At 67.8% G+C, this 23,415-nt stretch carries 24 protein-coding genes; 11 read left to right on the plus strand and 13 right to left on the minus strand.

What is annotated here, in order from left to right; genetic code table 11:
• The 6 genes from M9945_RS22545 to M9945_RS22570 all read right to left on the minus strand — a co-directional run.
• Positions 1-664: branched-chain amino acid ABC transporter substrate-binding protein (locus M9945_RS22545; protein WP_367946328.1), on the minus strand; the 664-nt coding region annotated here is incomplete at its 3' end.
• A gap of 191 nt (positions 665-855) precedes the next feature.
• Complete coding sequence (locus M9945_RS22550; RefSeq protein WP_367946329.1) at positions 856-1,188, minus strand: DUF6867 family protein; 333 nt, start codon at positions 1,186-1,188, stop codon at positions 856-858.
• Positions 1,189-1,200: 12 nt separating this feature from the next.
• Complete coding sequence (locus M9945_RS22555; RefSeq protein ID WP_367946330.1) at positions 1,201-1,938, minus strand: ABC transporter ATP-binding protein; 738 nt, start codon at positions 1,936-1,938, stop codon at positions 1,201-1,203.
• Complete coding sequence (locus M9945_RS22560) at positions 1,935-3,296, minus strand: ATP-binding cassette domain-containing protein (RefSeq protein ID WP_367946331.1); 1,362 nt, start codon at positions 3,294-3,296, stop codon at positions 1,935-1,937. Before M9945_RS22560 ends, M9945_RS22555 begins: the two co-directional genes overlap by 4 nt.
• Positions 3,297-3,310: 14 nt before the next feature.
• The gene (livM, locus tag M9945_RS22565) at positions 3,311-4,675 is read right to left on the minus strand and encodes a high-affinity branched-chain amino acid ABC transporter permease LivM (RefSeq protein ID WP_367946332.1); all 1,365 of its coding nucleotides are present in this window, start codon (positions 4,673-4,675) and stop codon (positions 3,311-3,313) included.
• A gap of 3 nt (positions 4,676-4,678) precedes the next feature.
• Positions 4,679-5,608, minus strand: a complete 930-nt coding sequence (locus M9945_RS22570) for a branched-chain amino acid ABC transporter permease LivH (RefSeq protein ID WP_367946333.1) — start codon at positions 5,606-5,608, stop codon at positions 4,679-4,681.
• 194 nt (positions 5,609-5,802) lie between these two features.
• On the opposite strand from M9945_RS22570, the gene M9945_RS22575 reads away from it, so the two are divergent.
• Positions 5,803-6,066 carry a hypothetical protein gene (locus tag M9945_RS22575; RefSeq protein ID WP_367946334.1) on the plus strand — a complete coding sequence of 88 codons (264 nt, stop codon included), beginning with the start codon at positions 5,803-5,805 and terminating at the stop codon, positions 6,064-6,066.
• A gap of 78 nt (positions 6,067-6,144) precedes the next feature.
• Here M9945_RS22575 and M9945_RS22580 read toward each other — a convergent pair whose 3' ends face one another.
• The gene (locus M9945_RS22580; RefSeq protein WP_367946335.1) at positions 6,145-7,641 is read right to left on the minus strand and encodes a CoA-acylating methylmalonate-semialdehyde dehydrogenase; all 1,497 of its coding nucleotides are present in this window, start codon (positions 7,639-7,641) and stop codon (positions 6,145-6,147) included.
• Between the two features lie 190 nt (positions 7,642-7,831).
• Here M9945_RS22580 and M9945_RS22585 point away from each other — a divergent pair, with 190 nt between their 5' ends.
• The 8 genes from M9945_RS22585 (at position 7,832) to M9945_RS22620 (ending at position 13,785) form a co-directional block, all read left to right on the plus strand.
• Complete coding sequence (locus M9945_RS22585) at positions 7,832-8,713, plus strand: LysR family transcriptional regulator (RefSeq protein ID WP_367946336.1); 882 nt, start codon at positions 7,832-7,834, stop codon at positions 8,711-8,713.
• 123 nt (positions 8,714-8,836) lie between these two features.
• On the plus strand, positions 8,837-9,184 hold the full coding sequence (locus tag M9945_RS22590; protein ID WP_367928811.1) for a RidA family protein: 348 nt from the start codon (positions 8,837-8,839) through the stop codon (positions 9,182-9,184).
• A gap of 312 nt (positions 9,185-9,496) precedes the next feature.
• Positions 9,497-9,838, plus strand: a complete 342-nt coding sequence (locus M9945_RS22595) for an STAS domain-containing protein (RefSeq protein ID WP_367946337.1) — start codon at positions 9,497-9,499, stop codon at positions 9,836-9,838.
• A gap of 2 nt (positions 9,839-9,840) precedes the next feature.
• On the plus strand, positions 9,841-10,206 hold the full coding sequence (locus M9945_RS22600; protein WP_367946338.1) for a response regulator: 366 nt from the start codon (positions 9,841-9,843) through the stop codon (positions 10,204-10,206).
• 28 nt (positions 10,207-10,234) lie between these two features.
• Complete coding sequence (locus M9945_RS22605; RefSeq protein WP_367946339.1) at positions 10,235-12,448, plus strand: chemotaxis protein CheA; 2,214 nt, start codon at positions 10,235-10,237, stop codon at positions 12,446-12,448.
• Positions 12,445-12,921 carry a chemotaxis protein CheW gene (locus M9945_RS22610; RefSeq protein ID WP_367946340.1) on the plus strand — a complete coding sequence of 159 codons (477 nt, stop codon included), beginning with the start codon at positions 12,445-12,447 and terminating at the stop codon, positions 12,919-12,921. The genes M9945_RS22605 and M9945_RS22610 overlap by 4 nt, the downstream gene beginning before the upstream one ends.
• Positions 12,922-12,948: 27 nt before the next feature.
• Entirely contained in the window at positions 12,949-13,338 is a 390-nt protein-coding gene (locus tag M9945_RS22615; RefSeq protein WP_367928816.1) for a response regulator, read from the plus strand.
• A 60-nt stretch (positions 13,339-13,398) separates the two neighbouring features.
• The gene (locus M9945_RS22620) at positions 13,399-13,785 is read left to right on the plus strand and encodes a hypothetical protein (RefSeq protein ID WP_367928817.1); all 387 of its coding nucleotides are present in this window, start codon (positions 13,399-13,401) and stop codon (positions 13,783-13,785) included.
• Between the two features lie 129 nt (positions 13,786-13,914).
• Here M9945_RS22620 and M9945_RS22625 read toward each other — a convergent pair whose 3' ends face one another.
• The 3 genes from M9945_RS22625 to tesB all read right to left on the minus strand — a co-directional run bounded on the left by M9945_RS22625 (position 13,915) and on the right by tesB (position 16,791).
• Positions 13,915-15,267, minus strand: a complete 1,353-nt coding sequence (locus tag M9945_RS22625; RefSeq protein ID WP_367946346.1) for an ammonium transporter — start codon at positions 15,265-15,267, stop codon at positions 13,915-13,917.
• A gap of 82 nt (positions 15,268-15,349) precedes the next feature.
• A complete protein-coding gene (locus tag M9945_RS22630) occupies positions 15,350-15,688 on the minus strand; it encodes a P-II family nitrogen regulator (protein ID WP_367928818.1) in 339 nt (112 codons plus the stop codon).
• A gap of 227 nt (positions 15,689-15,915) precedes the next feature.
• A complete protein-coding gene (gene tesB / locus M9945_RS22635; RefSeq protein WP_367928819.1) occupies positions 15,916-16,791 on the minus strand; it encodes an acyl-CoA thioesterase II in 876 nt (291 codons plus the stop codon).
• A 126-nt stretch (positions 16,792-16,917) separates the two neighbouring features.
• On the opposite strand from tesB, the gene M9945_RS22640 reads away from it, so the two are divergent.
• The gene (locus tag M9945_RS22640; protein WP_367946341.1) at positions 16,918-18,162 is read left to right on the plus strand and encodes a ubiquinone biosynthesis hydroxylase; all 1,245 of its coding nucleotides are present in this window, start codon (positions 16,918-16,920) and stop codon (positions 18,160-18,162) included.
• 22 nt (positions 18,163-18,184) lie between these two features.
• Here the strand turns inward: M9945_RS22640 and M9945_RS22645 are convergent, their stop codons facing one another.
• Together M9945_RS22645 and M9945_RS22650 are read right to left on the minus strand one after the other, a co-directional pair.
• Positions 18,185-18,586, minus strand: coding sequence for a DUF2794 domain-containing protein (locus M9945_RS22645; protein WP_367946342.1), 402 nt, complete (start codon positions 18,584-18,586; stop codon positions 18,185-18,187).
• Positions 18,587-19,023: 437 nt separating this feature from the next.
• Positions 19,024-19,788 (minus strand): DUF1223 domain-containing protein, encoded by a 765-nt coding sequence (locus M9945_RS22650; protein ID WP_367946343.1) that lies wholly within the window; start codon positions 19,786-19,788, stop codon positions 19,024-19,026.
• Between the two features lie 231 nt (positions 19,789-20,019).
• Between M9945_RS22650 and M9945_RS22655 the strand changes: the two genes are divergently transcribed.
• Positions 20,020-20,688 (plus strand): ceramidase domain-containing protein, encoded by a 669-nt coding sequence (locus tag M9945_RS22655; RefSeq protein WP_367946344.1) that lies wholly within the window; start codon positions 20,020-20,022, stop codon positions 20,686-20,688.
• A gap of 155 nt (positions 20,689-20,843) precedes the next feature.
• On the opposite strand, the gene acnA is transcribed toward M9945_RS22655, so the two are convergent.
• The coding region (gene acnA, locus M9945_RS22660) for an aconitate hydratase AcnA (RefSeq protein WP_367946345.1) at positions 20,844-23,415 on the minus strand (2,572 nt) is incomplete at its 5' end.

The raw sequence follows: 23,415 nt of genomic DNA on the forward strand, positions 1-23,415 counted from the left end.
CGCCGACATAGAGGACGCCGACGCCCTCGGCCTTCAGCTTGGAGACGAGCGCGGTGTAGTCCTTCTCGCCGGCGGTGTAGGCCTCGTAGAGCGCCGGCTTGCCGCCGAGCTTCTCGTAGGCCGCCATGGTCGCGTCGGCGAGGCCCTGGCCGTAGGCGGTCTTGTCGTGGATGAACGCCACCTTCTTGTCGGCGTAGTTGTCGATCAGGAACTGACCGGCGACGTCGCCCTGCTGGTCGTCACGACCGCACATGCGGAAGATGCCGGGGCCGGGGCGCTCGTCGGTGAAGGTGGGGTTGGTCGAGGCCGGCGAGATCATGATGATGCCTTCCTCGGCGTAGACGGCCGAGGCCGGGATCGACGAGCCCGAGCAGAAGTGGCCGGCCACGAGCTGGACGCCCTGTCCCGCGAACTGGTTGGCGACCGCGACCGCCTGCTTCGGATCGCAGGCGTCGTCGCCGATCTCGAGCTTGAGCTGCTCGCCGTTGACGCCGCCGGCGGCGTTGATGTCCTCGACGGCCATTTCCGCGCCGGCCTTCATCTGCGCGCCGAACGAGGCGTACTGCCCCGTCATCGGGCCGGCGGTGGCGATGACGATGTCCGCAAGAGCGGGGCTCGAGAAAACCAGGCCGAGCGCCGCGCCTGCCAAAAGTGCCTTCTTCATGATGACTCCCATAAACACCTGACGGTTTCCTGCGCCAAGGCGAGACGGTGTTTGGTCCCGCCCCGGCGACCTGCGGGTGTTCCCTACCCGCTTGTTCGACATAAAAGCCCAATTCCCCAGCGAAATAAAGGCTTTCTTGCCGATCCCCGTTCGCGGCGCGAACGCCGCGGAAATTCCCCGCGTCCCGCGGCTCAGGCCGCGCCGTTCCGCTTCAGGAAGCCGTATTGCCGGTCCATCTGCGCCCGGCGCGTGATCGTGAAGCCGATGACCGCCGCGATCAGCAGGACGATCAGGTCGACGACGTAGTAATGCAGGGAAAGCAGCGTCCCCTTGAACAGGGCGAAGTGGATGAAGCGCGTCGCCGCCGCCAGCAGCAGCATGTAGATGACGATCTGGCGCGTGCCCTGCCAGACGCTGGCGATGGCCCGGCCGGTCAGGTACGCCGCGCCGCCGGCGAGCACCACCGTCACCAGCATGAACTCCCAGAAGGTGACTTCCCAGATCAGCGTGTTCTGATGTTCCATGGTCCGCCCCTTCTAGTGCCTTCCGCCTTCGAGATAGGCGGCGCGCACTTCCTCGCGCTTCAAGAGTTCCGCCCCGGTGCCGCTCATCGTGATGTTGCCGTTGACCATGACGTAGCCGCGATGCGCCAGCTTCAGCGCATGGAAGGCGTTCTGCTCGACGAGGAACACGGTCAGCCCCTCGCTGCGGTTCAGCTCCTTGATGACCTCGAAGATCTGCTTGACGATCAGCGGTGCGAGGCCGAGCGAGGGCTCGTCGAGCAGCAGGAGCTTCGGCCGGCTCATCAGGGCGCGGGCGATGGCGAGCATCTGCTGCTCTCCGCCCGACAGCGTGCCGCCGCGCTGGCCCGCGCGCTCCTTGAGACGCGGGAACAGCTCGAACACGCGCTTCAAATCGTCGTCGAAATGCTGCGGCGGCACCAGAAGCGCGCCCATCTGCAGGTTTTCCATCACCGTCATGCGCGGGAAGATGCGTCGCCCCTCCGGCGACTGGGCGATGCCCAGCTTCATGATGTCGTGGGTCGGCATCCTGGTGATGTCGGTGCCGTCATAGACGACGGTGCCGGCGCGGGCGCGCGGGTCGCCGCAGATCGTCATCATCAGCGTCGACTTGCCGGCGCCGTTGGCGCCGATCAGCGTGACGATCTCTCCGCGGTGGACGTCGACGTCGACGCCGCGCAGGGCGACGATCTTGCCGTAATAGGTCTCCACCCCGCGAACCGACAGCAGCGGGCTTTGCGAAGCGTTGCTCATTTGCCGTCTCCCGCCCCGTCTTTGCCCGTCTTGCCTTTGCCCTTCTTGCGCGGCGCGCCGGATTTGGCCAGTCCCTTCGCCTGCCCCACCCAGTCCTCGCGCTCGATCCGGCCCGGGAAGGAGAGATAGGAGCCGACCCATTCGACTTCCGTCTTCCGCCAGGCGGCGATCTGTGCGAAATGCCAGATGCCGAGGCCGTTGAGCTTCCTCGCGTTGACCGGCCCGATGCCCTTGATGCGGGTCAGGTCGTCCGCGCCGCCCTCCTGCGGCTTGTCGAGGCCGGCAGGGCGCTTTCCGGGGTGGCTTTCGGGCGCGGACGCGGCCGCGGACTCGGCGACGGCGGCCAGCGCCTCGCCGGGGTCGATCGCCGGCGCCTCGATGCCGGCTTCGACGGCCGCTTCCTCGCCGAGCGCCTCGACCACGAGGGACGCCACTTCCGGCACCTCCTCGATCTCCTCATCCTCGACGCCGAGATAGGCGGCGATCACGCTCGGGTCGTTGCGCACGAAGGCGGCGTCGCCGTCCGAAATCTTGACGCCGTAGTCGAGCACGACGATGTGGTCGGATATCTCCATCACCACGCCCATGTCGTGCTCGATCAAGAGTACGGAGGTGTCGTGCTCCTTGCGGATGTACTGGAGCAGCGCGTTGAGTTCGGCCGATTCGCGCGGGTTGAGGCCCGCCGCCGGCTCGTCGAGGCACAACAGATGCGGCTCGGTGCACATGGCGCGGGCGATCTCGAGCCGCCGCTGGTCGCCATAGGGCAGGTCCGCGGCCGGGTCGTCGGCGCGGTCGATCAGCTTGACCCGCTCGAGCCAGTAGATCGCCTTGTCGATCGCCTCGCCCTCCGCCTTGCGGAAGCCGGGCAGGTGCAGGATGCCGCCGACGGTGAAGTTCGACGCCACCATCAGCCGGTTGTGCTGGGCGACGAGCAGGTTCTCCAGCACCGTCATGCCGCCGAACAGGCGGATGTTCTGGAAGGTGCGCGCGACCTTGGCATGCTTGGCGATCTCGAAATCGGGCATGCGCTCGAGCAGGAACGCCGAGCCGTCCCCGGCCTGCTCCCACTTCTTGCCGGTCAGAGTCAGCCGGTCGACGGTCTCCTGCTGGCGTCCGGGGCCGTGGCGCATGACGATGCGCCCTTCCGTCGGCTTGTAGAAGCCGGTGATGCAGTTGAAGACCGTGGTCTTGCCTGCGCCGTTCGGGCCGATCAGCGCGGTGATGTCGCCGCGCCCGACGCTGAACGACAGGTCGTTGATGGCGACGAGGCCGCCGAAGCGCATCGTCAGGTGCTCGACGCTGAGGATGGGATCGGCATCCCAGGACGCGCCGGCTTCGGTGGAGGTTTCAGCTTTCATGACAGCGGCAGACATCAGTGACCCTCGCCCTGTGCGACCATGTCGGCCCCGATCTTCTTCTTCTGCTTGTAGACGACCGACGGATCGCGCGAGGCGATGAGGCCGCGCGGCTTCCACACCATGATCAGCACCATGGCGAGGCCGAAGATCAGCATGCGGTACTGCACGGGGTCGAAATCGGGCCCGAAGATCTGCGTCAGGAAGCCGAGATTGCGCAGCATCTCCATGCCGCCGATCATGATGATCGAGGCGATGACGACGCCGATCTGCGAGCCTAGGCCGCCGAGCACCACGATGGCGAGGATGATCGCCGACTCGATGAAGGTGAAGCTCTCCGGCGACACGAAGCCCTGCCGCGTGGCGAAGAACGAGCCGGCGAAGCCGCCGAACATCGCGCCGATGGCGAAGGCCGTCAGCTTGGTGTTGGTGGTGTTGATGCCGAGCGAGCGGCAGGCGATCTCGTCCTCGCGCAGCGCCTCCCATGCCCGGCCGATCGGCAGCCGGCGCAGGCGCATCGTCACCAGATGGGTGACGACCGCGAGCACGAGGATGATGAAGTAGAGATAGACGAAGCGGTGGATGGTCGAGAACGGGATGCCGAAGTAATCGGCGAAGCCGCCCTCGCCGCGCGTGAACTCCAGCCCGAAGAAGGTCGGCTTCGGGATGCCGGAGATGCCGTTCGGGCCGCCGGTGAAGTCGTACCAGTTGAGTAGCACGACGCGGATGATCTCGCCGAAGGCGAGCGTGACGATGGCGAGGTAGTCGCCACGCAGGCGCAGCACCGGGAAGCCGAGGATGACGCCCCAGAACATGGCGAGGATGCCGGCGAGCGGCAGCGCCGTCCAGAAGCCGATCCCGTCGAAATGCGTCGACAGGAGCGCGAAGGAATAGGCGCCGAGCGCGTAGAAGGCGACGTAGCCGAGATCGAGCAGGCCGGCGAGGCCGACGACGATGTTCAGCCCCCAGCCGAGCATCACATAGGTCAGGATCAGGATCGACAGGTCGATGTACTGGCGCTGCTGGCCGGGGAAGAACGTCATGATGAAGAACGGCAGCGCGATGGCGAAGACGAGGAACGCCCAGCTCGTCCAGCCGCTCATGTCGGGCAGGCGGCCGGCGAGCTTCGCCAGCGTGCCGGCCCCGCCTGCCGAGGCCGACGGCGCCCGGTGGAAGACCAGCAGGTTCAGCCCGAGCCGCACGCCGAAGACGAGCGCGATCGAAGTGAACCACAGCCCCCAGCGCGTGGAGAGCGCGAGCCCGCCCGGCGCGATGTCGGTCTTGAGCGCGAGGAAGAAGAAGCCGAGGACCGCGACCAGCATCGCGGCGATGAAGGCGTCGCGAACCGAATCCGCGAAACGGGTGTTTGCAGCGTTCGCCATGGGTCAGACCTTTTCGACTTCAGGCTGGCCGAGCAGGCCCGAGGGCAGGAAGATGAGCACGATGGCCAGGATCGAGAAGGCCGCGACGTCCTTGTACTCGACGGTGAAGTAGCCCGACCAGAACACCTCGATCAGCCCGATCAGCAGGCCGCCGAGCATCGCTCCGGGCAGCGAGCCGATGCCGCCGAGAACGGCCGCGGTAAACGCCTTGATGCCGGCGAGGAAGCCGATGTAGAAGTCGATCACCCCGTAGAGCAGCAGGAACATAAAGCCGGCGACGGCGGCGAGCGCCGCGCCCATCACGAAGGTCAGCGAGATGGTGCGGTCGACGTTGACGCCGAGCAGCGCCGCCATCCTGCGGTCCTGCTCGCAGGCCCTCTGCGCCCGGCCGAGCGCGGTCTTGTTGATCAGCAGCGTGAAGGCGGCCATCAGCACCACGGTGGTCACGATGATGATGAGCTGCATGTAGGAGAGCTGGACGACCATGGCGCCGGTTTCCGTGTTGCCCTCGAACAGCGTGATGCCGCCCTGGATCTGCGGCGGCAGCGGCTTGACGCGGGCGCCCTGGCTGACGCGCACGAAGTTCTGCAGCAGGATCGACATGCCGATGGCGGTGATCAGCGGCGCGAGGCGGAACGAGCCGCGCAGCGGCCGGTAGGCGAGCCGCTCGACCGTCCAGCCCCAGGCGGAGGTGAACACCATCGCCACGATAAGCACGATCAGCAGCACCACCGGCAGGAAAGCGAAGCCGAGGACGCTGGTCAGGATCAGGAACATCGCCAGTGCGATGAACGACCCGATCATGAAGATGTCGCCATGGGCGAAGTTGATCATGCCGATGATGCCGTACACCATCGTGTAGCCGATCGCGATCAGCCCGTAGATCGAGCCGAGCGTCAGCCCGTTGATAAGCTGCTGGACGAAATATTCCATTCTCGTGCCGCTCCCCTGGGACGTCGCCGGGCGGGCGCGTCCCTTTCTGTTCTTCTCCTAGTCCTATTACGTCGAAGCGGGATTGCAACGGCAAATTTCGGCCAGCGTCGTCCCCTCGACAAGACACGGCGGCATGTCTGCGCATGCCTGCCGCCCTCATGGACCGGGGCGGAAGCTAGCACCGGCAAGATGCAATGTCCTTGCATGAACGCACGATAGTTGCGGAAATTACGCAAGAACTTGCGTTCTTTCGCAGGACGAAGGCGGTTTCTTGTCAAGGCTGGCCCGACGACAAATCCGTCCAGCACCAATTGTCGGCCGCGAATCCGACATTTTCCGCGCCGGCCGCCGCCCTGCCGCGATGCAACAAAAAAGCGGTGAAAAATCACGGCAAGTTCATCCCGCCGCCATCCGCCGCGGCGCGGCCCCGGACGCGCGCCGGCTCCGGCCGTGCCTGAGAAACGCGAAACGGGCGCCCTTTCGGGGCGCCCGCCATCCATTTCCGCGACGAGGCCGGCAGGCCGCGCCGTCCCGCCTCACTTCATCGTCGGGATGACGAACTCCGCGCCGTCCTTGATGCCGCTCGGCCAGCGCGAGGTGACGGTCTTGGTCTTGGTGTAGAAGCGGAAGGCGTCGGAGCCGTGCTGGTTCAGGTCGCCGAAGCCGGACGCCTTCCAGCCACCGAAGGTGTAGTAGGCGATCGGCACCGGGATCGGCACGTTGACGCCGACCATGCCGACCTGGACGCGGCTGGCGAAATCGCGCGCCGCGTCGCCGTCGCGGGTGAAGATCGAGACGCCGTTGCCGTATTCGTGCTCGTTCGGCAGGCGGATCGCGTCCTCGTAGTTCGCCGCGCGCACCACGGAGAGCACCGGGCCGAAGATCTCCTCCTTGTAGATGCGCATATCCGGCGTCACCTCGTCGAACAGGCAGCCGCCCATGTAGTAGCCGTTCTCGTAGCCCTGCATGGTGAAGTCGCGGCCATCGACCAAGAGCTTGGCGCCTTCCTTGACGCCGGTGTCGACGTAACCCTTGACGCGCGCCAGCGCCTCCTTGGTCACCAGCGGGCCGAAATCGGCGCCCATGTCGGTCGAGGGGCCCACTTTCAGCGCCTCGACGCGCGGGACGAGCTTCTCGACCAGCCGGTCGGCCGTCTCCTTGCCCACCGGCACGGCGACCGAGATCGCCATGCAGCGCTCGCCGGCCGAGCCGTAGCCCGCGCCGATCAGCGCGTCGACGGTCTGGTCCATGTCGGCGTCCGGCATGATGATGAGGTGGTTCTTGGCGCCGCCGAAGCACTGCACGCGCTTGCCGTTGGCGCAGCCACGCGAATAGATGTAGTGCGCGATCGGCGTCGAGCCGACGAAGCCGATGGCCTTGACGTCGGGATCGTCGAGGATGGCGTCCACCACCTCCTTGTCGCCGTTGACGACGTTGAGGATTCCGGCCGGCAGCCCCGCCTCGAGGAACAGCTCTGCGATGCGCATCGGCACGGACGGGTCGCGCTCCGAGGGCTTGAGGATGAAGGCGTTGCCGGCGGCGATGGCCGGCGCGATCTTCCACAGCGGGATCATCGCCGGGAAGTTGAACGGGGTGATGCCGGCGACGACGCCGAGCGGCTGGCGCAGCGAATAGACGTCGATGCCGGGGCCGGCGCCGTCGGTGAACTCGCCCTTCATCATATGCGGCGCGCCGATGCAGACCTCGACCACCTCGAGCCCACGCTGGATGTCGCCCTTGGCGTCGGGGATGGTCTTGCCGTGCTCGCGCGCCAGCGCGTCGGCCAGATCGTCATAGTCGCGCTGCACCAGCTCGAGGAACTTCATCAGCACGCGCACGCGCCGCTGCGGGTTGGTCGCCGCCCAGGCCGGCTGCGCCGCCTTGGCGTTCTCCACCGCCTCGCGCAGCTCGGCCGCGCTCGCCAGCGCCACCTTGCCGCGCACCGAGCCGTCCATCGGCTGCATAATGTCCTGGCTGCGTCCGCTCTTGCCGGCGACGCGCTTGCCGCCGATGAAATGCCCGACCTCGATCATCGTTTCTCTCCCATAAAAATTCTGGCCCTTGAAGACGTCGACGCCATTGTCCCGTGTCGGGCGCGCGAATGCAACGCGACCAAATCCGCATCCGTTGTGCGTCAAATAAAGCTCTTGCATAGCCGGTCATCATTTGTTGCAATGCAACGCAAGGGGTGCCCCGATGGAAGCAACGGGGGGAGGACCGGCGATGAACTGGGACGACGTGCGCATCTTTCTCGCCGTGGCGCGGGCGGGGCAGATCCTCGGCGCGGCGCGGCGGCTCGAGCTGAACCACGCCACGGTCTCGCGCCGCATCGCCGCGCTGGAGCGCGCGCTGGGGGCCAAGCTCTTCCGGCGCCTCACCACCGGCTCGGAGCTGACGACCGAGGGCCAGCGCTTCCTCGCCACCGCCGAGCGCATCGAGGCCGACATGATCGCCGCGCGCGCCGACATCGCCGGCGAGAGCGACGAGGTCGCCGGCACAGTGCGCATCGGCGCGCCGGACGGCTTCGGCGTCGCCTTCCTCGCGCCCCGGCTCGGCGTGCTGACCGAGCGCCACCCGGCGCTCGCGATCCAGCTCGTGCCGGTGCCGCGCTCGTTCTCGCTGTCGCGGCGCGAGGCCGACATCGCCATCACCGTCGAGCGCCCGACGGAAGGACGGCTGGTCGCGGCCAAGCTCGTCGACTACACGCTCGGCCTCTACGCCTCGCGCGCCTACGCGGCGCGCCACGGCCTGCCGGCGACGCCGGCCGAGCTCAGGCGCCACCGGCTGATCGGCTATGTCGCCGACCTGCTGATCAGCCCGTCGCTCGACTACGGCCCCGAGATCGTGCCCGACTGGCAGGCCAGCTTCGCCGTCTCCTCCGCGCTCGGCCAGATGGAGGCGGTGCGCGCCGGCGCTGGCATCGGCATCCTCCACACCTTCATCGCCCGCGGCCACGACGACCTCGTGCCGGTGCCGCTCGCGCCGCCGATCCGCCGCGCCTACTGGCTGGTCTATCACGAGACGGTCAGGCCGCTGCGCCGCGTCCAGGCGGTGTCGTCCTTCATCGCCGCCGCCGTCGAGGCCGAGCGGGCGAGCTTCGTCTGACCGGTTGCCCGCGGGCCGAACCGCCCGGCTGCTCGATCTGGCCGCATTTATGCGACGCCAGACGTTTCCGTCTGGCTGCAAAATGCTTTACAAGCCGCGGCACCGCAACACGAAGGAGCCCCCATGACCATCATCCGCCACGAGACCGGCCCGCGCATGAGCGAGGCCAACATCTTCAACGGCGTCATCTACCTCGCCGGCCAGATCGCCGAGGGCGCGACGGTCAGGGAGCAGACCGAAGGCGTGCTGGCCGAAATCGACCGGCTGCTGACGCTGTGCAACTCCTCGAAGGAGCGCATCCTGTCGGCGCAGATCTGGCTCGCCGACATCAACGACTTCGCCGAGATGAACGCGGCGTGGGACGCCTGGGTCCCGGCCGGCAACACGCCGGCCCGCGCCACCGGCGAGGCGAAGCTCGCCGCCCCGAAATACCGCGTCGAGATCATCGTCACCGCCGCGCAGAACGGCTGACGCCGCGCCTCCCCTGCCGTCCTCCGGCAAGGTTTCGCCCCGCCCTCGCGGCGGGGCTTTTCTTTGGCGTCAAGAACAGCCTGTCGTTAATATTAGCGAAACCAGTCATCGCTTATGGATTAGGCGGGGCTTGGAGGGGGACTTCGCCAAAGGCATGACGCCGCGCCCCTGATCCGGCATCGACCGGAATGTCGAACATTCAGCGCATCGGCCGCCGCGCCGCGCCTTCGGGCGCGCGAGCGACTTCGCCTGCGCCAGCGATAGCGACCGGAGCCGTGGGCGAACCGCCCGGGGGCTTCAAAGGAGTGGGGAATGGCGAAAGCCGCAACCGGGGGCATGACGCTTCCCAGCGAACTCGACATCAAGGCCGCCGCGCCTCTGGCCGCCGAACTCGTCGCGGCGCGCGGCGCCGATCTCGCGCTCAACGCCTCGCAGGTCGAACGGATCGGCGCGCAATGCCTGCAGGTGCTGCTGTCGGCCGCCGCGACATGGAGCGCGGACGGGATGGAGCTGACGCTCGAGGAGCCGTCGCCCGCCTTCGCCGACGCCATCCGCACCGCCGGGCTCGACATCTCCCGGTTCACCGCCCCCTCCGATTTTACCGCCCCCTCCGATCTTACGGCCCCCTCCGATCTTACGGCAAGGAACGACTGACCATGGCCAAGACCATCCTGACCGTCGACGATTCGCGCACCATCCGCGAGATGCTCAAGGCCGCGCTGCGGGACGCGGGCATGGAAGTCCTCCAGGCCGAGGACGGCGTTCACGGGCTCGAGGTTCTGGAAACCTGCGATCCCGACGTCATCATCACCGACATCAACATGCCGCGCATGGACGGCTTCGGCTTCATCGAGGCCGTGCGCGGCTCGGACCGCTATCGCGCCATTCCGATCCTCGTGCTGACGACCGAGAGCGTCGACGACAAGAAGGACCGGGCCCGCCGCGCCGGCGCCAGCGGCTGGATCGTCAAGCCCTTCGACCCGGTCAAGCTCGTCACCGCCATCAATCGCGTCGCGGCCTGAGCAGGGCCAGAGGAAGGGAATCGTCTCCATGGACACGATGGCAGCCATCAAGCAGACCTTCTTCCAGGAATGCGAGGAGCAGCTCACCGAGCTGGAGGACGGGCTTCTCGCCATCGAGCGCGAGGAAGGCGACCTCGAGACGATCAACGCCGTCTTCCGCGCCGTGCATTCGATCAAGGGCGGCGCCGGCGCCTTCGGCCTCGACGATCTGGTGCGCTTCGCCCACACCTTCGAGACCACGCTCGACGGCATGCGCTCGGGCAAGCTCGGCATCACGCCGCAGATCGTCAAGCTGATGCTGCGCTCGGCCGACATCCTCGCCGACCTCGTCCGCATCTCGCGCGACGGCGGCGAGATGGACGGCGCGCGCGTGTCGCTGATGAGCGAGGAGCTCGCCCGCGCCGGCGGCGCCGAGCAGGCTCCCGCGCCGACTGTCGAGGCTGTGCCCGCCTTCGAGCCGCTGGCCATGGACGACGGCGCGCAGGTCGACGAGTTCGGCTTCGCCCCGGTGCAGATTTCCTTCGACACGCTGATCGCCGACGACGAGGCCGCCGGCATCCGCGAGACGGTCAAGGTCCATTTCACGCCCAAGCCTGAGCTCTACGCCAAGGCCAACGACGCGCTGCGGCTGCTGCGCGAGCTCGGCCGGCTGGGCGAGATGGATGTCGCCTGCGACACCTCCGCTGTGCCGCTCCTCGGTGAGCTCGATCCCGAGGGCGCCTATCTCTCCTGGGACATCGCCTTCACCGGCGAGGTCGACGAGAGCGCCGTGCGCGAGATCTTCGAGTTCGTCGAGTTCGACTGCGACCTGACGATCGAGACTGCCATCGCCGCGCCGGTGATGGACGAGACCAACGCCGCCGAGACCGTGCAGGCGATCCTCGCGCAGGTCGCGGCCGAGGAAGCGGCCGAAACCGCCGGCCCGGCTCCCGCCCCCGTCGTGACGATCCAGCCTGCCGTCCCGGCAAGCCCGCCGGCCGTGGCCCCGACGGAAAAGCCCGCCGCCGCCAACACCCAGCAGGCCGCCCAGCCGGGCGCGACCATCCGCGTCGACCTCGACCGCGTCGACCGCCTGATCGACCTCGTCGGCGAGCTGGTCATCAACCAGTCGATGCTGGCCCAGCGCGTCATGGAGGCCGGCATCGCCCGCCTCTCCGACGTCGCGGTCGGCCTCGACGATCTCGAGCACCTGACGCGCGAGATCCAGGATTCGGTGATGGCGATCCGCGCCCAGCCGGTGCGCCCGATCTTCCAGCGCATGTCGCGCGTGGTGCGCGAGGTCGCCGACATGACCGGCAAGTCGGCGCGCCTCGTCACCGAGGGCGAGAATTGCGAGGTCGACAAGACCGTGATCGAGCGCCTCGCCGACCCGCTGACCCACATGATCCGCAACGCCATCGACCACGGGCTGGAGAAGCCCGAGGATCGGCTGAAGGCCGGCAAGCCCGAGCAGGGCACGGTGCGCATGGTCGCCGCCCACCGTTCGGGCCGCGTCGTGATCGAGGTTTCCGACGACGGCGCCGGCATCAACCGCAGCCGCGTGCGCCAGATCGCCGTCGACCGCGGCATCGTCTCCGAGGACGCGCAGCTTTCCGACGCCGAGATCGACGACCTGATCTTCGCGCCCGGCTTCTCGACCGCCGACACCATCTCCGACGTGTCGGGGCGCGGCGTCGGCATGGACGTGGTGCGCCGCTCGATCCAGGCGCTCGGCGGGCGCATCACCATCACCTCGCGGCCGGGCCTCGGCACCACCTTCACCCTGTCGCTGCCGCTGACGCTCGCCGTGCTCGACGGCATGGTCGTCACCGTCGCCGGCCAGACGCTGGTCGTGCCGCTGTCGGCTATCGTCGAGACGCTCCAGCCCAAGGCACCCGATGTCCACGGGCTGGGCGAGAAGGCGCGCGTCATCGGCATCCGCGGCGCCTTCATCCCGCTGATCGACGTCGGCGCCGTGCTCGGCTACCGCGAGGAGGAGGCCGACCCGCTGCAAAGCGTGGCGATGATGGTCGAGACCGAGAACCAGTCGCAATGCGCGCTGATGGTCGACGGCATCATCGGCCAGCAGCAGGTGGTCATCAAGAGCCTCGAGACCAATTACGGCCACGTCTTCGGCGTCGCCGGAGCGACGATCCTGGGCGACGGCCGCGTCGCGGTCATCCTCGACGTCGACGCCATCGTCGCCGGCTCGCGCGCGGACGCCGCGCGCACCGACGCCAACCGCAAGAGGAGCGCAGCATGACGCAGATGATGACCGAACAGGACGCGGCGAACAGCGAGCTGATCGCCTTCCGCCTCGGGGCTCAGGAATTCTGCCTCGACATCATGTCGGTGCGCGACATCCGCGGCTGGACGCCGACGACGCCGCTTCCGCATTCGTCGCAATACGTCAAGGGCGTCATCAATTTGCGCGGCGCGGTGTTGCCGGTGGTCGACCTCGCCGCCCGCCTCGGCTTCTCCCCGGCGGAGCCGAGCGCCCGCCACGTCATCATCATAACCCAGGTCGGCAACCAGACCATCGGCCTGCTGGTCGATGCCGTTTCCGACATCCTGACCGTCGATTCGGGTTCGATCCAGGCGACGCCCAACGTCGCCTCCGAGCTCGCCCGCGCCTTCATGAAGGGCGTCATCGCGATGGAAGGGCGCATGATCATTCTGATCGCGCTCGACAGCGTGCTGACCCGGGACCAGGCCGGGCAGGGTCTCCCGAACTGACGACTGCCTTAAGAGGAATACCGAGCCATGTCGCTTCTAGCCCAGTTGAGAATCCTCGTCGTGGACGACACGACCACGAGCCGCCTGCTTGTCCGCGACGCGCTCGAGACGCTCGGCTTCCGCAACATCCAGGTCGCCGCCGACGGCGAGCAGGCGATGAAGATGATGATGACGACGCCCTCGCATCTCATCATCTCGGACATGAACATGCCGAAGATGAACGGGCTGCAGCTCCTGCATGCCATCCGCACCTACAAGCCGACCGCACGCACGCCGTTCATGATCCTGACCGGCAGCCCGGACCGGGCGGTGCTGGACGAGGGCCGCAAGCTGGGCTTGAACAACTACCTGACCAAGCCGTTCAACCCCGACCAGCTGCGCCGCGCGCTCGAGGCCATCGTCGGCAGGCTGCACTGACTTTTTCAAGGCCGCGTGCGGCCCCTTGTGACTGGTATTGCGTAAGAGGGGAGGCGTGGCATGGCCCTGCCGGAGCGCGACGACAGCGCCGCTGAAACGGAACGGTTCACCGACGTCCTTGCCCGGATACGCCTTGAGCTCGAGGACATCGCCGGCCGCATCGACCGCAACCAGGCGGCGATAGCGCGCACGACATGGAGCGCCGGCGCCACCGATGCCGACTACGTCCGGGCGATGCAGGACGCGGACCTGTCCGCCCAGCGCATCGCCGGGGTCGCCGGCTTCCTGCGCGCGCTGTCCGAGGCCGCCCACCCGCACTGGCGTATCGACACCTCCGGCGCCACCCGCACGCTGACCCTGACCGAGATGATCCGCACCATCGGCACCGCCGGCCTCGACGTGACGGCGAAAGACGAGGACGCCGCCGGCGACGTCGATCTCTTCTGAGGCCGATCCCTTCCCTATCCCGCAGATAAAAAGGACCCGGCCAGAAGGCCGGGCCAAATTGCGACGGCGTTTTCGCGTCGCCGCATTCCCGACGCCGGGGTGCTGGTCCGGCGCCTGAAATCGGTGAGATCAGGAGTGGTAGGCCGCCTCCCCGTGCGAGGCGAGGTCGAGCCCCTGCGCCTCGTTCTCGGCGCTCGGGCGCAGCCCGATGGTCACGTCGACCAGCTTGTAGAGGATCGCCGAGACCACGCCGCACCACACGACGGTGATGGCGACGGCGAGGAATTGCGTCCACACCTGGCCGGCCATGCCGACGCCTTCGGGATAGCCGACGCCGCCGAGCGCGGGCGCGGCGAAGATGCCGGTGCCGATGGCGCCGACGATGCCGGCGACGCCGTGGATGCCGAACACGTCGAGCGAGTCGTCATAGCCGAGCTTGTGCTTGACCACGGCCACGAACCAGTAGGCGACGGCGCTGGCGACCGCGCCGAGCACGATGGCGCCGACCGGGCCGACGAAGCCGGCCGCCGGCGTCACCGCGACGAGGCCGGTGACGATGCCCGAGGCCGCGCCCAGCATCGACGCCTTGCCGCGCTGCGCCTTCTCGATCAGCGACCAGGCGATCGTCGCGCCGGCGGTGGCGGTGAAGGTGTTGACCATGGCGAGCGCCGCCGTGCCGTTGGCGGCCGCGGCCGAGCCGGCGTTGAAACCGAACCAGCCGACCCACAGGATCGCCGCGCCGACCAGCGTGAAGGGCAGCGAGTGCGGGGCCATGTTGTCGCGGCCGTAGCCGGCGCGCTTGCCGATCATGATCGCGCCGACGAGCGCGGCGATGCCGGCATTGATGTGGACCACGGTGCCGCCGGCGAAGTCGTAGGTGTCCCAGCCATAGAACAGGCCCGCGCCGTCCCATGCCATGTGGGCGATGGGGAAGTAGACGAAGGTGACCCACAGCACGACGAAGGCGATCACCGCGCCGAACTTGATGCGCTCGGCGAAGCCACCGACGATCAGCGCCGGCGTGATGCAGGCGAAGGTCATCTGGAAGGCGATGAAGACGTATTCGGGGATCGAGCCGGATTCGGATTCGGGCGTCACGCCGGAAAGGAACAGCTTGCCGAAGCCGCCCCAGTACGGGCTGTCACCGCCGCCGAAGGCGAACGAGTAGCCCCATGTCACCCACACGACGATGACCACGGCGGTGATCATCGTGCACTGCATGAGGATGGAGAGCACGTTCTTGGCGCGCACGAGGCCGCCATAGAACAGCGCGAGGCCCGGCAAGATCATGAACAGGACCAGCACGGTCGAGATCAGCATCCAGGCGGTGTCGCCGGTGTCGAGGGCGGAAGCCGCCGGCGCGGCCTCCGTGGCCGCCTCCTCGGCGGCCTCCTGCGCCCAGGCCGGCAGGGCGGCGAGCGCGGCGAGCGCCGGTGCGGCGGCCAGGGCGCGCGCAGCGGGAGCGAAGGTCGATAGTCTCATCATTGTGACTCCTGAATTTATTGCGCGCTCGCGGCGCGCGGGGATCGGTTGCGCGCTCACGGCAGGGGAACCGGACGGCCGCTCACAGCGCGTCGCCGTCGGTTTCGCCGGTGCGGATGCGCAACGCCTTGTCGATGCCGTAGACGAAGATCTTGCCGTCGCCGATCTGCCCGGTGCGGGCGGCGGTCGAGATTGCCTCGACGGCCTTGTCGGCGAACTCGTCGGCCACGGCGACCTCGACCTTCACCTTGGGAAGGAAGCTGACGGCGTATTCCGCGCCGCGATAGATCTCGGTGTGGCCCTTCTGCCGCCCGTAGCCCTTGACTTCGGTGACGGTCAGCCCCTCGAGCCCGATCGCGGTGAGCGCCTCGCGCACCTCGTCGAGCTTGAACGGCTTGATGATTGCCATCACGATTTTCATCAGGTTTCACCCTTTGCTGGTTCAGGGGGCGTGCCCCGCCTCTGCCATGACCTCGTCGAACCGCCTTGACGGCCGATGATCGCAAATGGTGATTCAAGCCGCGTGCCAGTTGCACGAAGCCGGGGTCAACTCTCTGTTATGGAAGGATTCTTCCCGAAAGCCGGCGTTCCGCCCCCGCAGGAGGAACGCCATTCGGGATCAAAAACTGTGCAATATGGCGATATTGCCTAATTTCTAGGCTGCGTGCGCAGCCGTACCAGCCCCTCCTGCGCCGTCGAGGCGATGAGCGTGCCGTCGCGCGCATAAAGGAACCCGCGCGAGAAGCCGCGCGCGCCGATCGCGTTGGGGCTGTCCTGGGTGTAGAGCAGCCAGTCGTCGAGCGCGTGGTCGCGATGGAACCACATCGCGTGGTCGAGGCTCGCCATCTGCAGCTCGGGGTCGAAGCCGATCCGCCCGTGGGCGAAGGTCGAGGTGTCGAGCAGCGTCATGTCGGAGAGGTAGGCGAGGATCGCCCGTTGCAGCGGGCGCTCGTCGGGCACCGCGCCGGTGGTCCTGATCCAGACGCTCTGCTGCGGCGGCAGCTTGCAGCGGCTGGTGTAGTGCTCGACATTGACCGGCCTGACCTCCAGCGGCCGCTCGCGCGCCCAGAAGGTCCGGATCGCCTCGGGGATGGTGTGGCCCGCCTCCTGCAACAGGTCGAACTGGCTGCGCAGCGATTCGGGCGGCGGCACGTCGAGGGGCATCGGCATCTGGTGGTCCAGCCCCTCCTCCTCGATCTGGAACGAGCATTCGAGCGAGAAGATCGCCCGGCCGTGCTGGATCGCCGTCACCCGCCGCGTGGTGAAGGAGCCGCCGTCGCGCAGCCGGTCGACATTGTAGATGATCGGCACCGCCGGGTCGCCCGGCAGCATGAAGTAGCAGTGCAGCGAGTGGACGTGGCGGCCCTCGACCACGGTGCGCTGCGCCGCCACCAGCGCCTGGCCGATGACCTGCCCGCCGAAAACGCGCTGCCAGCCGACCTTGTGGCTGCTGCCGCGATACAGGTTGTGTTCGAGCCTCTCGAGGTCGAGTATGCTAAGAAGCTCCTGCATGGCCTGCGACATGACGCTATCCCCCGGGCGGTTGCGATCTCCGGAATGGGGGTTGCAACGATCGCCCCGGCAAGTCAAGGCATGGGCCGGGTCAGGACATGGACCGGCGCGCACGGCATGAACGGAAGGACGCCAGCGATGGATGGACAGGAAAACGGCTTCGACGTCATCGTCGCGGGAGCCGGCTATGTCGGCCTCACCCTCGCGGTCGCGGTCGCGGAGGCGCGGCCGAGCCTGAATGTGGGCGTCGTCGACGCCGCACCCGAGGGCGTGTGGCAGCGCGACGGCCGCGCCTCGGCCATCGCCGCGGCGGCGATACGCATGCTGGAGCGGCTGGGCTGCTGGGAGGAGATCGCGCCGAAGGCGCAGGCCATCACCGACATGGTGATCACCGATTCGCGCACCGCCGATCCGGTTCGCCCGGTCTTTCTGTCCTTCGAGGGCGAGATCGCGCCGGGCGAGGCCTTCGCGCATATGGTGTTCAACCGCGACCTGAACGCGGCGCTGCGCCGGCGCTGCGAGGAACTCGGCATCGACCTGATCGAGGGCGTCGGCGTCTCGGGCTTCGACACCGGCACGCGCCACGTCACCGTCCATCTCGCCGACGGCGCCTCGCTCGCCACGCGTCTGCTCGTCGCCGCCGACGGGGTGCGCTCGCGCCTGCGCGACATGGCCGGCATCGGCACCGTCCACTGGGATTACGGCCAGTCCGGCATCGTCTGCACCGTCGGCCACGAACGCCCGCATGGCGGCCGCGCCGAGGAGCATTTCCTGCCCGCCGGCCCCTTCGCCATCCTGCCGCTCGCACCCGCCGAGGACGGCACCAACCGCTCCTCCATCGTCTGGAGCGAGAAGACCACGGAAGCAGAGCGGCTGGTCGCCGAGGACGAGATCGTCTTCGAGGCCGAGCTGGAAACCCGCTTCGGCCTGAAGCTCGGCGAGATCCGCGTCCTGTCGAAGCCCCGCGCCTGGCCGCTCGGCCTGACGCTGGCGCGCGACTTCGTGCGCCAGCGCTTCGCGCTCGCCGGCGACGCCGCCCACGGCATCCACCCCATCGCCGGGCAGGGGCTGAACCTCGGCCTGCGCGACGCCGCGGCGCTGGCCGAGACGATCGTCGAGGCCGACAGGCTCGGCCGGGACATCGGCGGCCTCGACGTGCTGGAACGCTATCAGGAATGGCGGCGCTTCGACACGCTGCGCATGGGCATCACCACGGACGTGCTGACGCGCCTGTTCTCGAACGACGTCGCGCCGTTGCGCGCGGTGCGCGATCTCGGCCTCGGGCTGGTGGAGCGCATGCCGCGCCTGAAGGACTACTTTATCCGACAGGCCGCCGGCCTGTCGGAGCGCGCCCCGCGCCTCCTGCGCGGCGAGGCGATCTGAGCCCGGGGCGCGTGCGGCAGGATCAGGCGCGCACCAGCTTCGGCTTGGCGTCGAACACGGCGAGCACGCGGGCGAGCTCGTGGCCGCGCTTGAGGATCAGTCCCGAGGCGGCGACCACCGAGAACGCGCCCTGCCTGCGCGCCAGCGCCGGCACCTTGTGAATCTGGTAGAGCGGCACCTCGCTGGTGCGCCGGTAGACCGAGAACACCGCGCGGTCCTTCATGTGGTCGATGGCGTAGTCGCGCCACTCGCCGCTGGCGACCCCGTGGCCGTAGACCCTGAGAATGAGATCGAGCTCGCGCCGGTGGAAGGTGACCGGCAGTTCGTCCCGCCCGTGCCCCATTGCCTGAAGACGAGCTTCATGAAGCGGGACGACTATCGAGGAATCGTCCCCACCCTCCATTCCCGAGCCGTAATCGGTCATGCGCCGCCCTTTCGATGACAGTTTGACGACAGGGGCAGCCTCGCCCGCCCCGCCGCGAAAAGCAAGCCCCCGGCTGCGGGCCGCGGCAAGGCCCGGTTTCGCCCGGGGGCGCACCCGAAGCACCCGTCCGGCCCGCGTTCACAAAGCGCCACACACTGTTTTCATTGGTGATGGCTTGCCACAATGTCGCCGTTTTTTACCCAAGCTGCCGCCCCATTGTCCGGCGACGATCCGATCGTTGCCTGAGACGGTTCGGTCCGGTTTGGACCTGTAACCCCAAGCCCCCCGCCCACAGGGCCAAGGCTGGACCGAACCAACTCCGGGAAAATCCGGAACGAAGGCGACGACGATCCCAAAGCAAGCAATTGCCGGCGCTGAATCCCATCAGCGCCGGTTTTGTTTTGTCCCGGCCTTCCTTTTGCGTCAGCTTCCCGGGATCAGCTTCCGGAATTGGGCAGGATCGCCGCGCCGAGGATCGCGCCGGGCAGGTTGTCCGCGTCCATCTCCTGCACCAGCACCGCGCAGCCACCCGCACCCTTGCGCGCGATGGCGTTCTTCGGCAACTCGATCCGCGTCTTCTCGCCATGCCACATGCCGGCGGAGTGGAAGCCGGAGACGGCGTTGAGATAGGTCCAGGCGCGGCCGGCATTCTTGCCGCGCTCGATCCGCACCTGCGTCGCAGGCTCGAAATAGACGACGAGGATCTGGGCGTTGCGCACCGGCCGGTCCGCCGCCCCGGTCTCGACCACCATCGCCTCGCCCTCGTAGGAGACCGTGACGTCGACGATCATGCCGTCCGGCCCGCCGGCCATGCGCCGCATCGCCGCCTCGACCTTGCCGCGCTTGGCCCCGTTCATCTGCTCGCGACCGTTGACCACCGCCTGCGGCGTGAACACCGAGCGCGTGCCGAAGGCGCGGCTGTATTCCTGCTGGCGGGCGGTGTTCTCGGGGCTGGCCATGGTGTCGCGCCAGCCGAGATAGTCCCAGTAATCGACATGATAGGCGAGCGCGATGACGTCGTCGGAGCGCGCGAGGTCGGCGAGCAGCGCGTCGGCCGGCGGGCAGAAGCCGCAGCCCTGGCTGGTGAACAGCTCGACCACGGCCCGCGGCCGGCTCGCCGATGACTTGACAAAATCGCCGGCGGCGGCGCCACTGGCGATTGCAAGGATCAACGCGGCTGTCGACAGCCTGAGAAAGGTCAAGACCAACGGATTTTCCCGATCGTTCCAAGGCTCATCGAACCCTCCCGCAGCACCGCATCATCGGCGCGGGCAATGCCGGCACGCCTTCGGCCCACCCCGATGAACCGGCGGGAAGATTAGGCACCCCCGCGCGTGACGGGAAGTCAATTTGCAGTGAAATTCACCTCTTCCCGCTCGTGGCCCGATCCCGGCCCGCTCCCGACCCGACACCACCCCACATCAGGACATGCCATGTTCGAGAATCTCTACTCAGCCATCGACAATTACTGCGAGCGCACCGGGCCTGAATTCTGGTCCGAGCCCGTCAACGCGCTGACCAACCTCGCCTTCGTCGCCGCCGGCCTGTGGGGCGTCTACGCGGTGCGGAAAAACCGCGCCGGCGCCTTCGCCGAGGTGCTCGCCTGGTGGGTGGTGGCCATCGGCGTCGGCTCGTTCCTGTTCCACACCTTCGCCAACACGCTGACCATGTGGGCCGACATCCTGCCGATCGCCGGCTTCACGCTCGCCTACACGCTGTTCTGCCTGCGCCGCTTCCTGCATTTCTCGTGGGCGAAATCGCTGGCGATCTTCGTCGCCTTCTACGCCGTCGCCGCGCTTTTGACCGCCAACGTGCCGGAATGGCTGCGCGTGGCGTCGAACGGCACGACCGGCTACCTGCCGCCCTTCCTGGCGCTGGCCTTCTTCGGCGTCTGGATCATCCGCGCCGGCAATCCGGCCGGCTGGTACAACCTCGCCGCGGTCGGCGTCTTCGTCGTCTCGGTCACCTTCCGGGCGCTCGATCCGGTTGTATGCGAGGCGATGCCGCTCGGCACGCATTTCCTGTGGCACTCGTTCAACGGGCTGATGCTGGGCGTCGTCCTCGCCGCCGTGGCGCGGCACGGCGCGCCGGCGAAGGAATAATCTCGCCTTGGCGGCAGTAGCTCTTCTCCCCGTTTACGGGGAGAAGATGCCAGCAGGCAGATGAGGGGCGGCGCAAACCTTGGACGATCGGCTCAGCCCCTCATCCGACCCTTCGGGCCACCTTCTCCCCGTGAACGGGGAGAAGGATTGGCGGCTTACGCCGCGAGGTCGCGCAGCACGTATTGCAGGATGCCACCGTTCTTGAAGTAGTCGAGCTCGTCGAGCGTATCGATGCGGCAGAGGATCGGAACCTCCTTCACCGTCCCGTCGGCGAAGGTGACCTTGGCCACCATCTTCTGGCGCGGCTTGATGGTCTCGAGGCCGTCGATCGTCACCGTCTCGTCACCCTTCAGGCCGAGCGAGGCCCAGCTGGTGCCTTCCTCGAGCGTGAACGGAACGACGCCCATGCCGACGAGGTTGGAGCGGTGGATGCGCTCGAAGGACTGGGCGATGACCGCGCGCACGCCGAGCAGGTTCGTGCCCTTGGCCGCCCAGTCGCGCGACGAGCCGTTGCCGTATTCGACCCCGGCGAAGATGACCAGCGGCGTGCCCTCCTCGCGGTAGCGCATGGCCGCGTCGTAGATCGACAGCTCGTCCTTCGACGGGTAGTGGATCGTGTAGCCGCCTTCCTTGCCGTTCTCGCCCAGCATGTGGTTGCGGATGCGGATGTTGGCGAAGGTGCCGCGCATCATCACCTCATGGTTACCGCGCCGCGTGCCGTACTGGTTGAAGTCGGCGACCGCGACATGGTTGTCGATCAGGTACTTGCCGGCGGGCGAGGCCGCCTTGATCGAACCGGCCGGCGAGATGTGGTCGGTGGTGATCTTGTCGCCGAACAGGCCGAGGATGCGCGCGTTCTGAACCGGCTTGATGTCGCCGGCCTTGTGGCCCATGCCGACGAAATAGGGCGGGTTCTGCACATAGGTCGAGGCGTCGTCCCAGGTATAGGTCTGGCCCTCCGGCGCCTGCACCTTCTGCCAGTTCTCGTCGCCCTTGAACACGTCGGCATAGCGCGAGGCGAAGATCTCGCGGGTGACGTACTTCTCTATGAACTCCTGGATCTCCTGCGTGGTCGGCCAGATGTCCTTGAGATACACCGGCTTGCCGTCCGCGCCTTCGCCCAGCGGCTCCTTGGTCAGGTCCTTCGTCACCGTGCCGGCCAGCGCATAGGCGACCACCAGCGGCGGCGAGGCGAGGTAGTTGGCCTGCACGTCGGGCGACACGCGGCCCTCGAAGTTGCGGTTGCCGGACAGCACCGCCGCGCCGATCAGGCCCTTGTCGTTGATGGTCTTGGAGATCGGCCCCGGCAGCGGGCCGGAATTGCCGATGCAGGTGGTGCAGCCGAAACCGACGAGGTTGAAACCGATCTTGTCCAGCTCCGGCTGGAGCCCGGACTTCGACAGGTATTCCGCCACCACCTGGCTGCCGGGCGCGAGCGAGGTCTTGACCCACGGCTTCTGCTTGAGGCCGACGCGGTTGGCATTGCGGGCGAGCAGGCCGGCGCCGATCAGCACGCTCGGGTTCGAGGTGTTGGTGCAGGAGGTGATCGCGGCGATCACCACGTCGCCATGGCCGAGGTCGAAACTCTCGCCCTCGACCGCGTAGCGGCGCGCCGTGTCGACGGTCTTCTTGTACTCGGCTTCCAGCGCCACGGCGAAGTTGGCGGCGATGTCCTCGAGCGGCGCACGCCCCTCGGGGCGCTTCGGGCCGGCCATGGAGGGAACGACGTCGCCGAGGTCGAGCTCGAGCGTGTCGGTGAACACCGGGTCCTCGATGCCGTCCTCGCGCCACATGCCTTGCGCCTTCGAATAGGCCTCGACCAGCGCGATGCGCTCGGGCGCGCGGCTCGACATGTTGAGATAGCGGAGCGTCTCGGTATCGGCCGGGAAGAAGCCGCAGGTCGCGCCGTATTCGGGCGCCATGTTGCCGATGGTGGCGCGGTCGGCCAGCGGCAGGTGCTGCAGGCCGTCGCCGAAGAACTCGACGAACTTGCCGACCACCCCGTGCTTGCGCAGCATCTGGGTGACGGTCAGCACCAGGTCGGTGGCGGTGGCGCCCTCGGGCAGCATGCCGGTGAGCCTGAAGCCGACCACCTGCGGGATCAGCATCGACGACGGCTGGCCGAGCATGGCCGCCTCGGCCTCGATGCCGCCCACGCCCCAGCCCAGCACGCCGATGCCGTTGATCATGGTGGTGTGCGAGTCGGTGCCGAACACGGTGTCCGGATAGGCCCAGGCCTGGCCGTCCCTGTCGGCGGTCATCACCACCCGCGCCAGGTGTTCGAGATTGACCTGGTGGACGATGCCGGTGTTGGGCGGCACCACCTTGAAGTTGCCGAATGCGTTCTGGCCCCAGCGCAGGAAACCGTAGCGCTCGCGGTTGCGCTCGAACTCGATCCGGCCATTGATGTCCAGCGCGTCGGGGCGGCCGAACACGTCCACCTGCACCGAGTGGTCGATCACCAGCTCGGAGGGGATCTGCGGGTTGATCTGCGCGGCCTTGCCGCCGAGCCGGACCACCGCGTCGCGCATCGCGGCCAGGTCGACCACGCAGGGCACGCCGGTGAAGTCCTGCAGGACCACGCGCGCGGGCATGAAGGCAATCTCGGTATCCGGTTCGGCCTTCGGATCCCAGGTGGCGACCGCCTCGATGTGCGCCGGCAGCACGTTCCCCCCGTCCTCGTGGCGGAGCAGGTTCTCCAGCAGGATCTTCATCGAGTAGGGCAGG

The sequence above is a fragment of the Aquamicrobium sp. genome (genome assembly GCF_023954335.1).
Taxonomy (GTDB): domain Bacteria; phylum Pseudomonadota; class Alphaproteobacteria; order Rhizobiales; family Rhizobiaceae; genus Aerobium.

Excerpts from the sequence above, each read along its gene's own strand:
- M9945_RS22620 (WP_367928817.1), top strand. The coding sequence starts at position 13,399 with ATGGCCCTGCCGGAGCGCGACGACAGCGCCGCTGAAACGGAACGGTTC.
- M9945_RS22580 (WP_367946335.1), bottom strand. The coding sequence starts at position 7,641 with ATGATCGAGGTCGGGCATTTCATCGGCGGCAAGCGCGTCGCCGGCAAG.
- M9945_RS22605 (WP_367946339.1), top strand. The coding sequence starts at position 10,235 with ATGGACACGATGGCAGCCATCAAGCAGACCTTCTTCCAGGAATGCGAG.
- M9945_RS22595 (WP_367946337.1), top strand. The coding sequence starts at position 9,497 with ATGGCGAAAGCCGCAACCGGGGGCATGACGCTTCCCAGCGAACTCGAC.
- livM (WP_367946332.1), bottom strand. The coding sequence starts at position 4,675 with ATGGCGAACGCTGCAAACACCCGTTTCGCGGATTCGGTTCGCGACGCC.
- M9945_RS22630 (WP_367928818.1), bottom strand. The coding sequence starts at position 15,688 with ATGAAAATCGTGATGGCAATCATCAAGCCGTTCAAGCTCGACGAGGTG.
- M9945_RS22655 (WP_367946344.1), top strand. The coding sequence starts at position 20,020 with ATGTTCGAGAATCTCTACTCAGCCATCGACAATTACTGCGAGCGCACC.
- M9945_RS22560 (WP_367946331.1), bottom strand. The coding sequence starts at position 3,296 with ATGAAAGCTGAAACCTCCACCGAAGCCGGCGCGTCCTGGGATGCCGAT.
- M9945_RS22610 (WP_367946340.1), top strand. The coding sequence starts at position 12,445 with ATGACGCAGATGATGACCGAACAGGACGCGGCGAACAGCGAGCTGATC.
- M9945_RS22575 (WP_367946334.1), top strand. The coding sequence starts at position 5,803 with ATGTCCTTGCATGAACGCACGATAGTTGCGGAAATTACGCAAGAACTT.
- M9945_RS22570 (WP_367946333.1), bottom strand. The coding sequence starts at position 5,608 with ATGGAATATTTCGTCCAGCAGCTTATCAACGGGCTGACGCTCGGCTCG.
- M9945_RS22625 (WP_367946346.1), bottom strand. The coding sequence starts at position 15,267 with ATGAGACTATCGACCTTCGCTCCCGCTGCGCGCGCCCTGGCCGCCGCA.
- M9945_RS22590 (WP_367928811.1), top strand. The coding sequence starts at position 8,837 with ATGACCATCATCCGCCACGAGACCGGCCCGCGCATGAGCGAGGCCAAC.
- M9945_RS22615 (WP_367928816.1), top strand. The coding sequence starts at position 12,949 with ATGTCGCTTCTAGCCCAGTTGAGAATCCTCGTCGTGGACGACACGACC.
- tesB (WP_367928819.1), bottom strand. The coding sequence starts at position 16,791 with ATGTCGCAGGCCATGCAGGAGCTTCTTAGCATACTCGACCTCGAGAGG.
- M9945_RS22600 (WP_367946338.1), top strand. The coding sequence starts at position 9,841 with ATGGCCAAGACCATCCTGACCGTCGACGATTCGCGCACCATCCGCGAG.
- M9945_RS22550 (WP_367946329.1), bottom strand. The coding sequence starts at position 1,188 with ATGGAACATCAGAACACGCTGATCTGGGAAGTCACCTTCTGGGAGTTC.
- M9945_RS22640 (WP_367946341.1), top strand. The coding sequence starts at position 16,918 with ATGGATGGACAGGAAAACGGCTTCGACGTCATCGTCGCGGGAGCCGGC.
- M9945_RS22645 (WP_367946342.1), bottom strand. The coding sequence starts at position 18,586 with ATGACCGATTACGGCTCGGGAATGGAGGGTGGGGACGATTCCTCGATA.
- M9945_RS22585 (WP_367946336.1), top strand. The coding sequence starts at position 7,832 with ATGAACTGGGACGACGTGCGCATCTTTCTCGCCGTGGCGCGGGCGGGG.
- M9945_RS22555 (WP_367946330.1), bottom strand. The coding sequence starts at position 1,938 with ATGAGCAACGCTTCGCAAAGCCCGCTGCTGTCGGTTCGCGGGGTGGAG.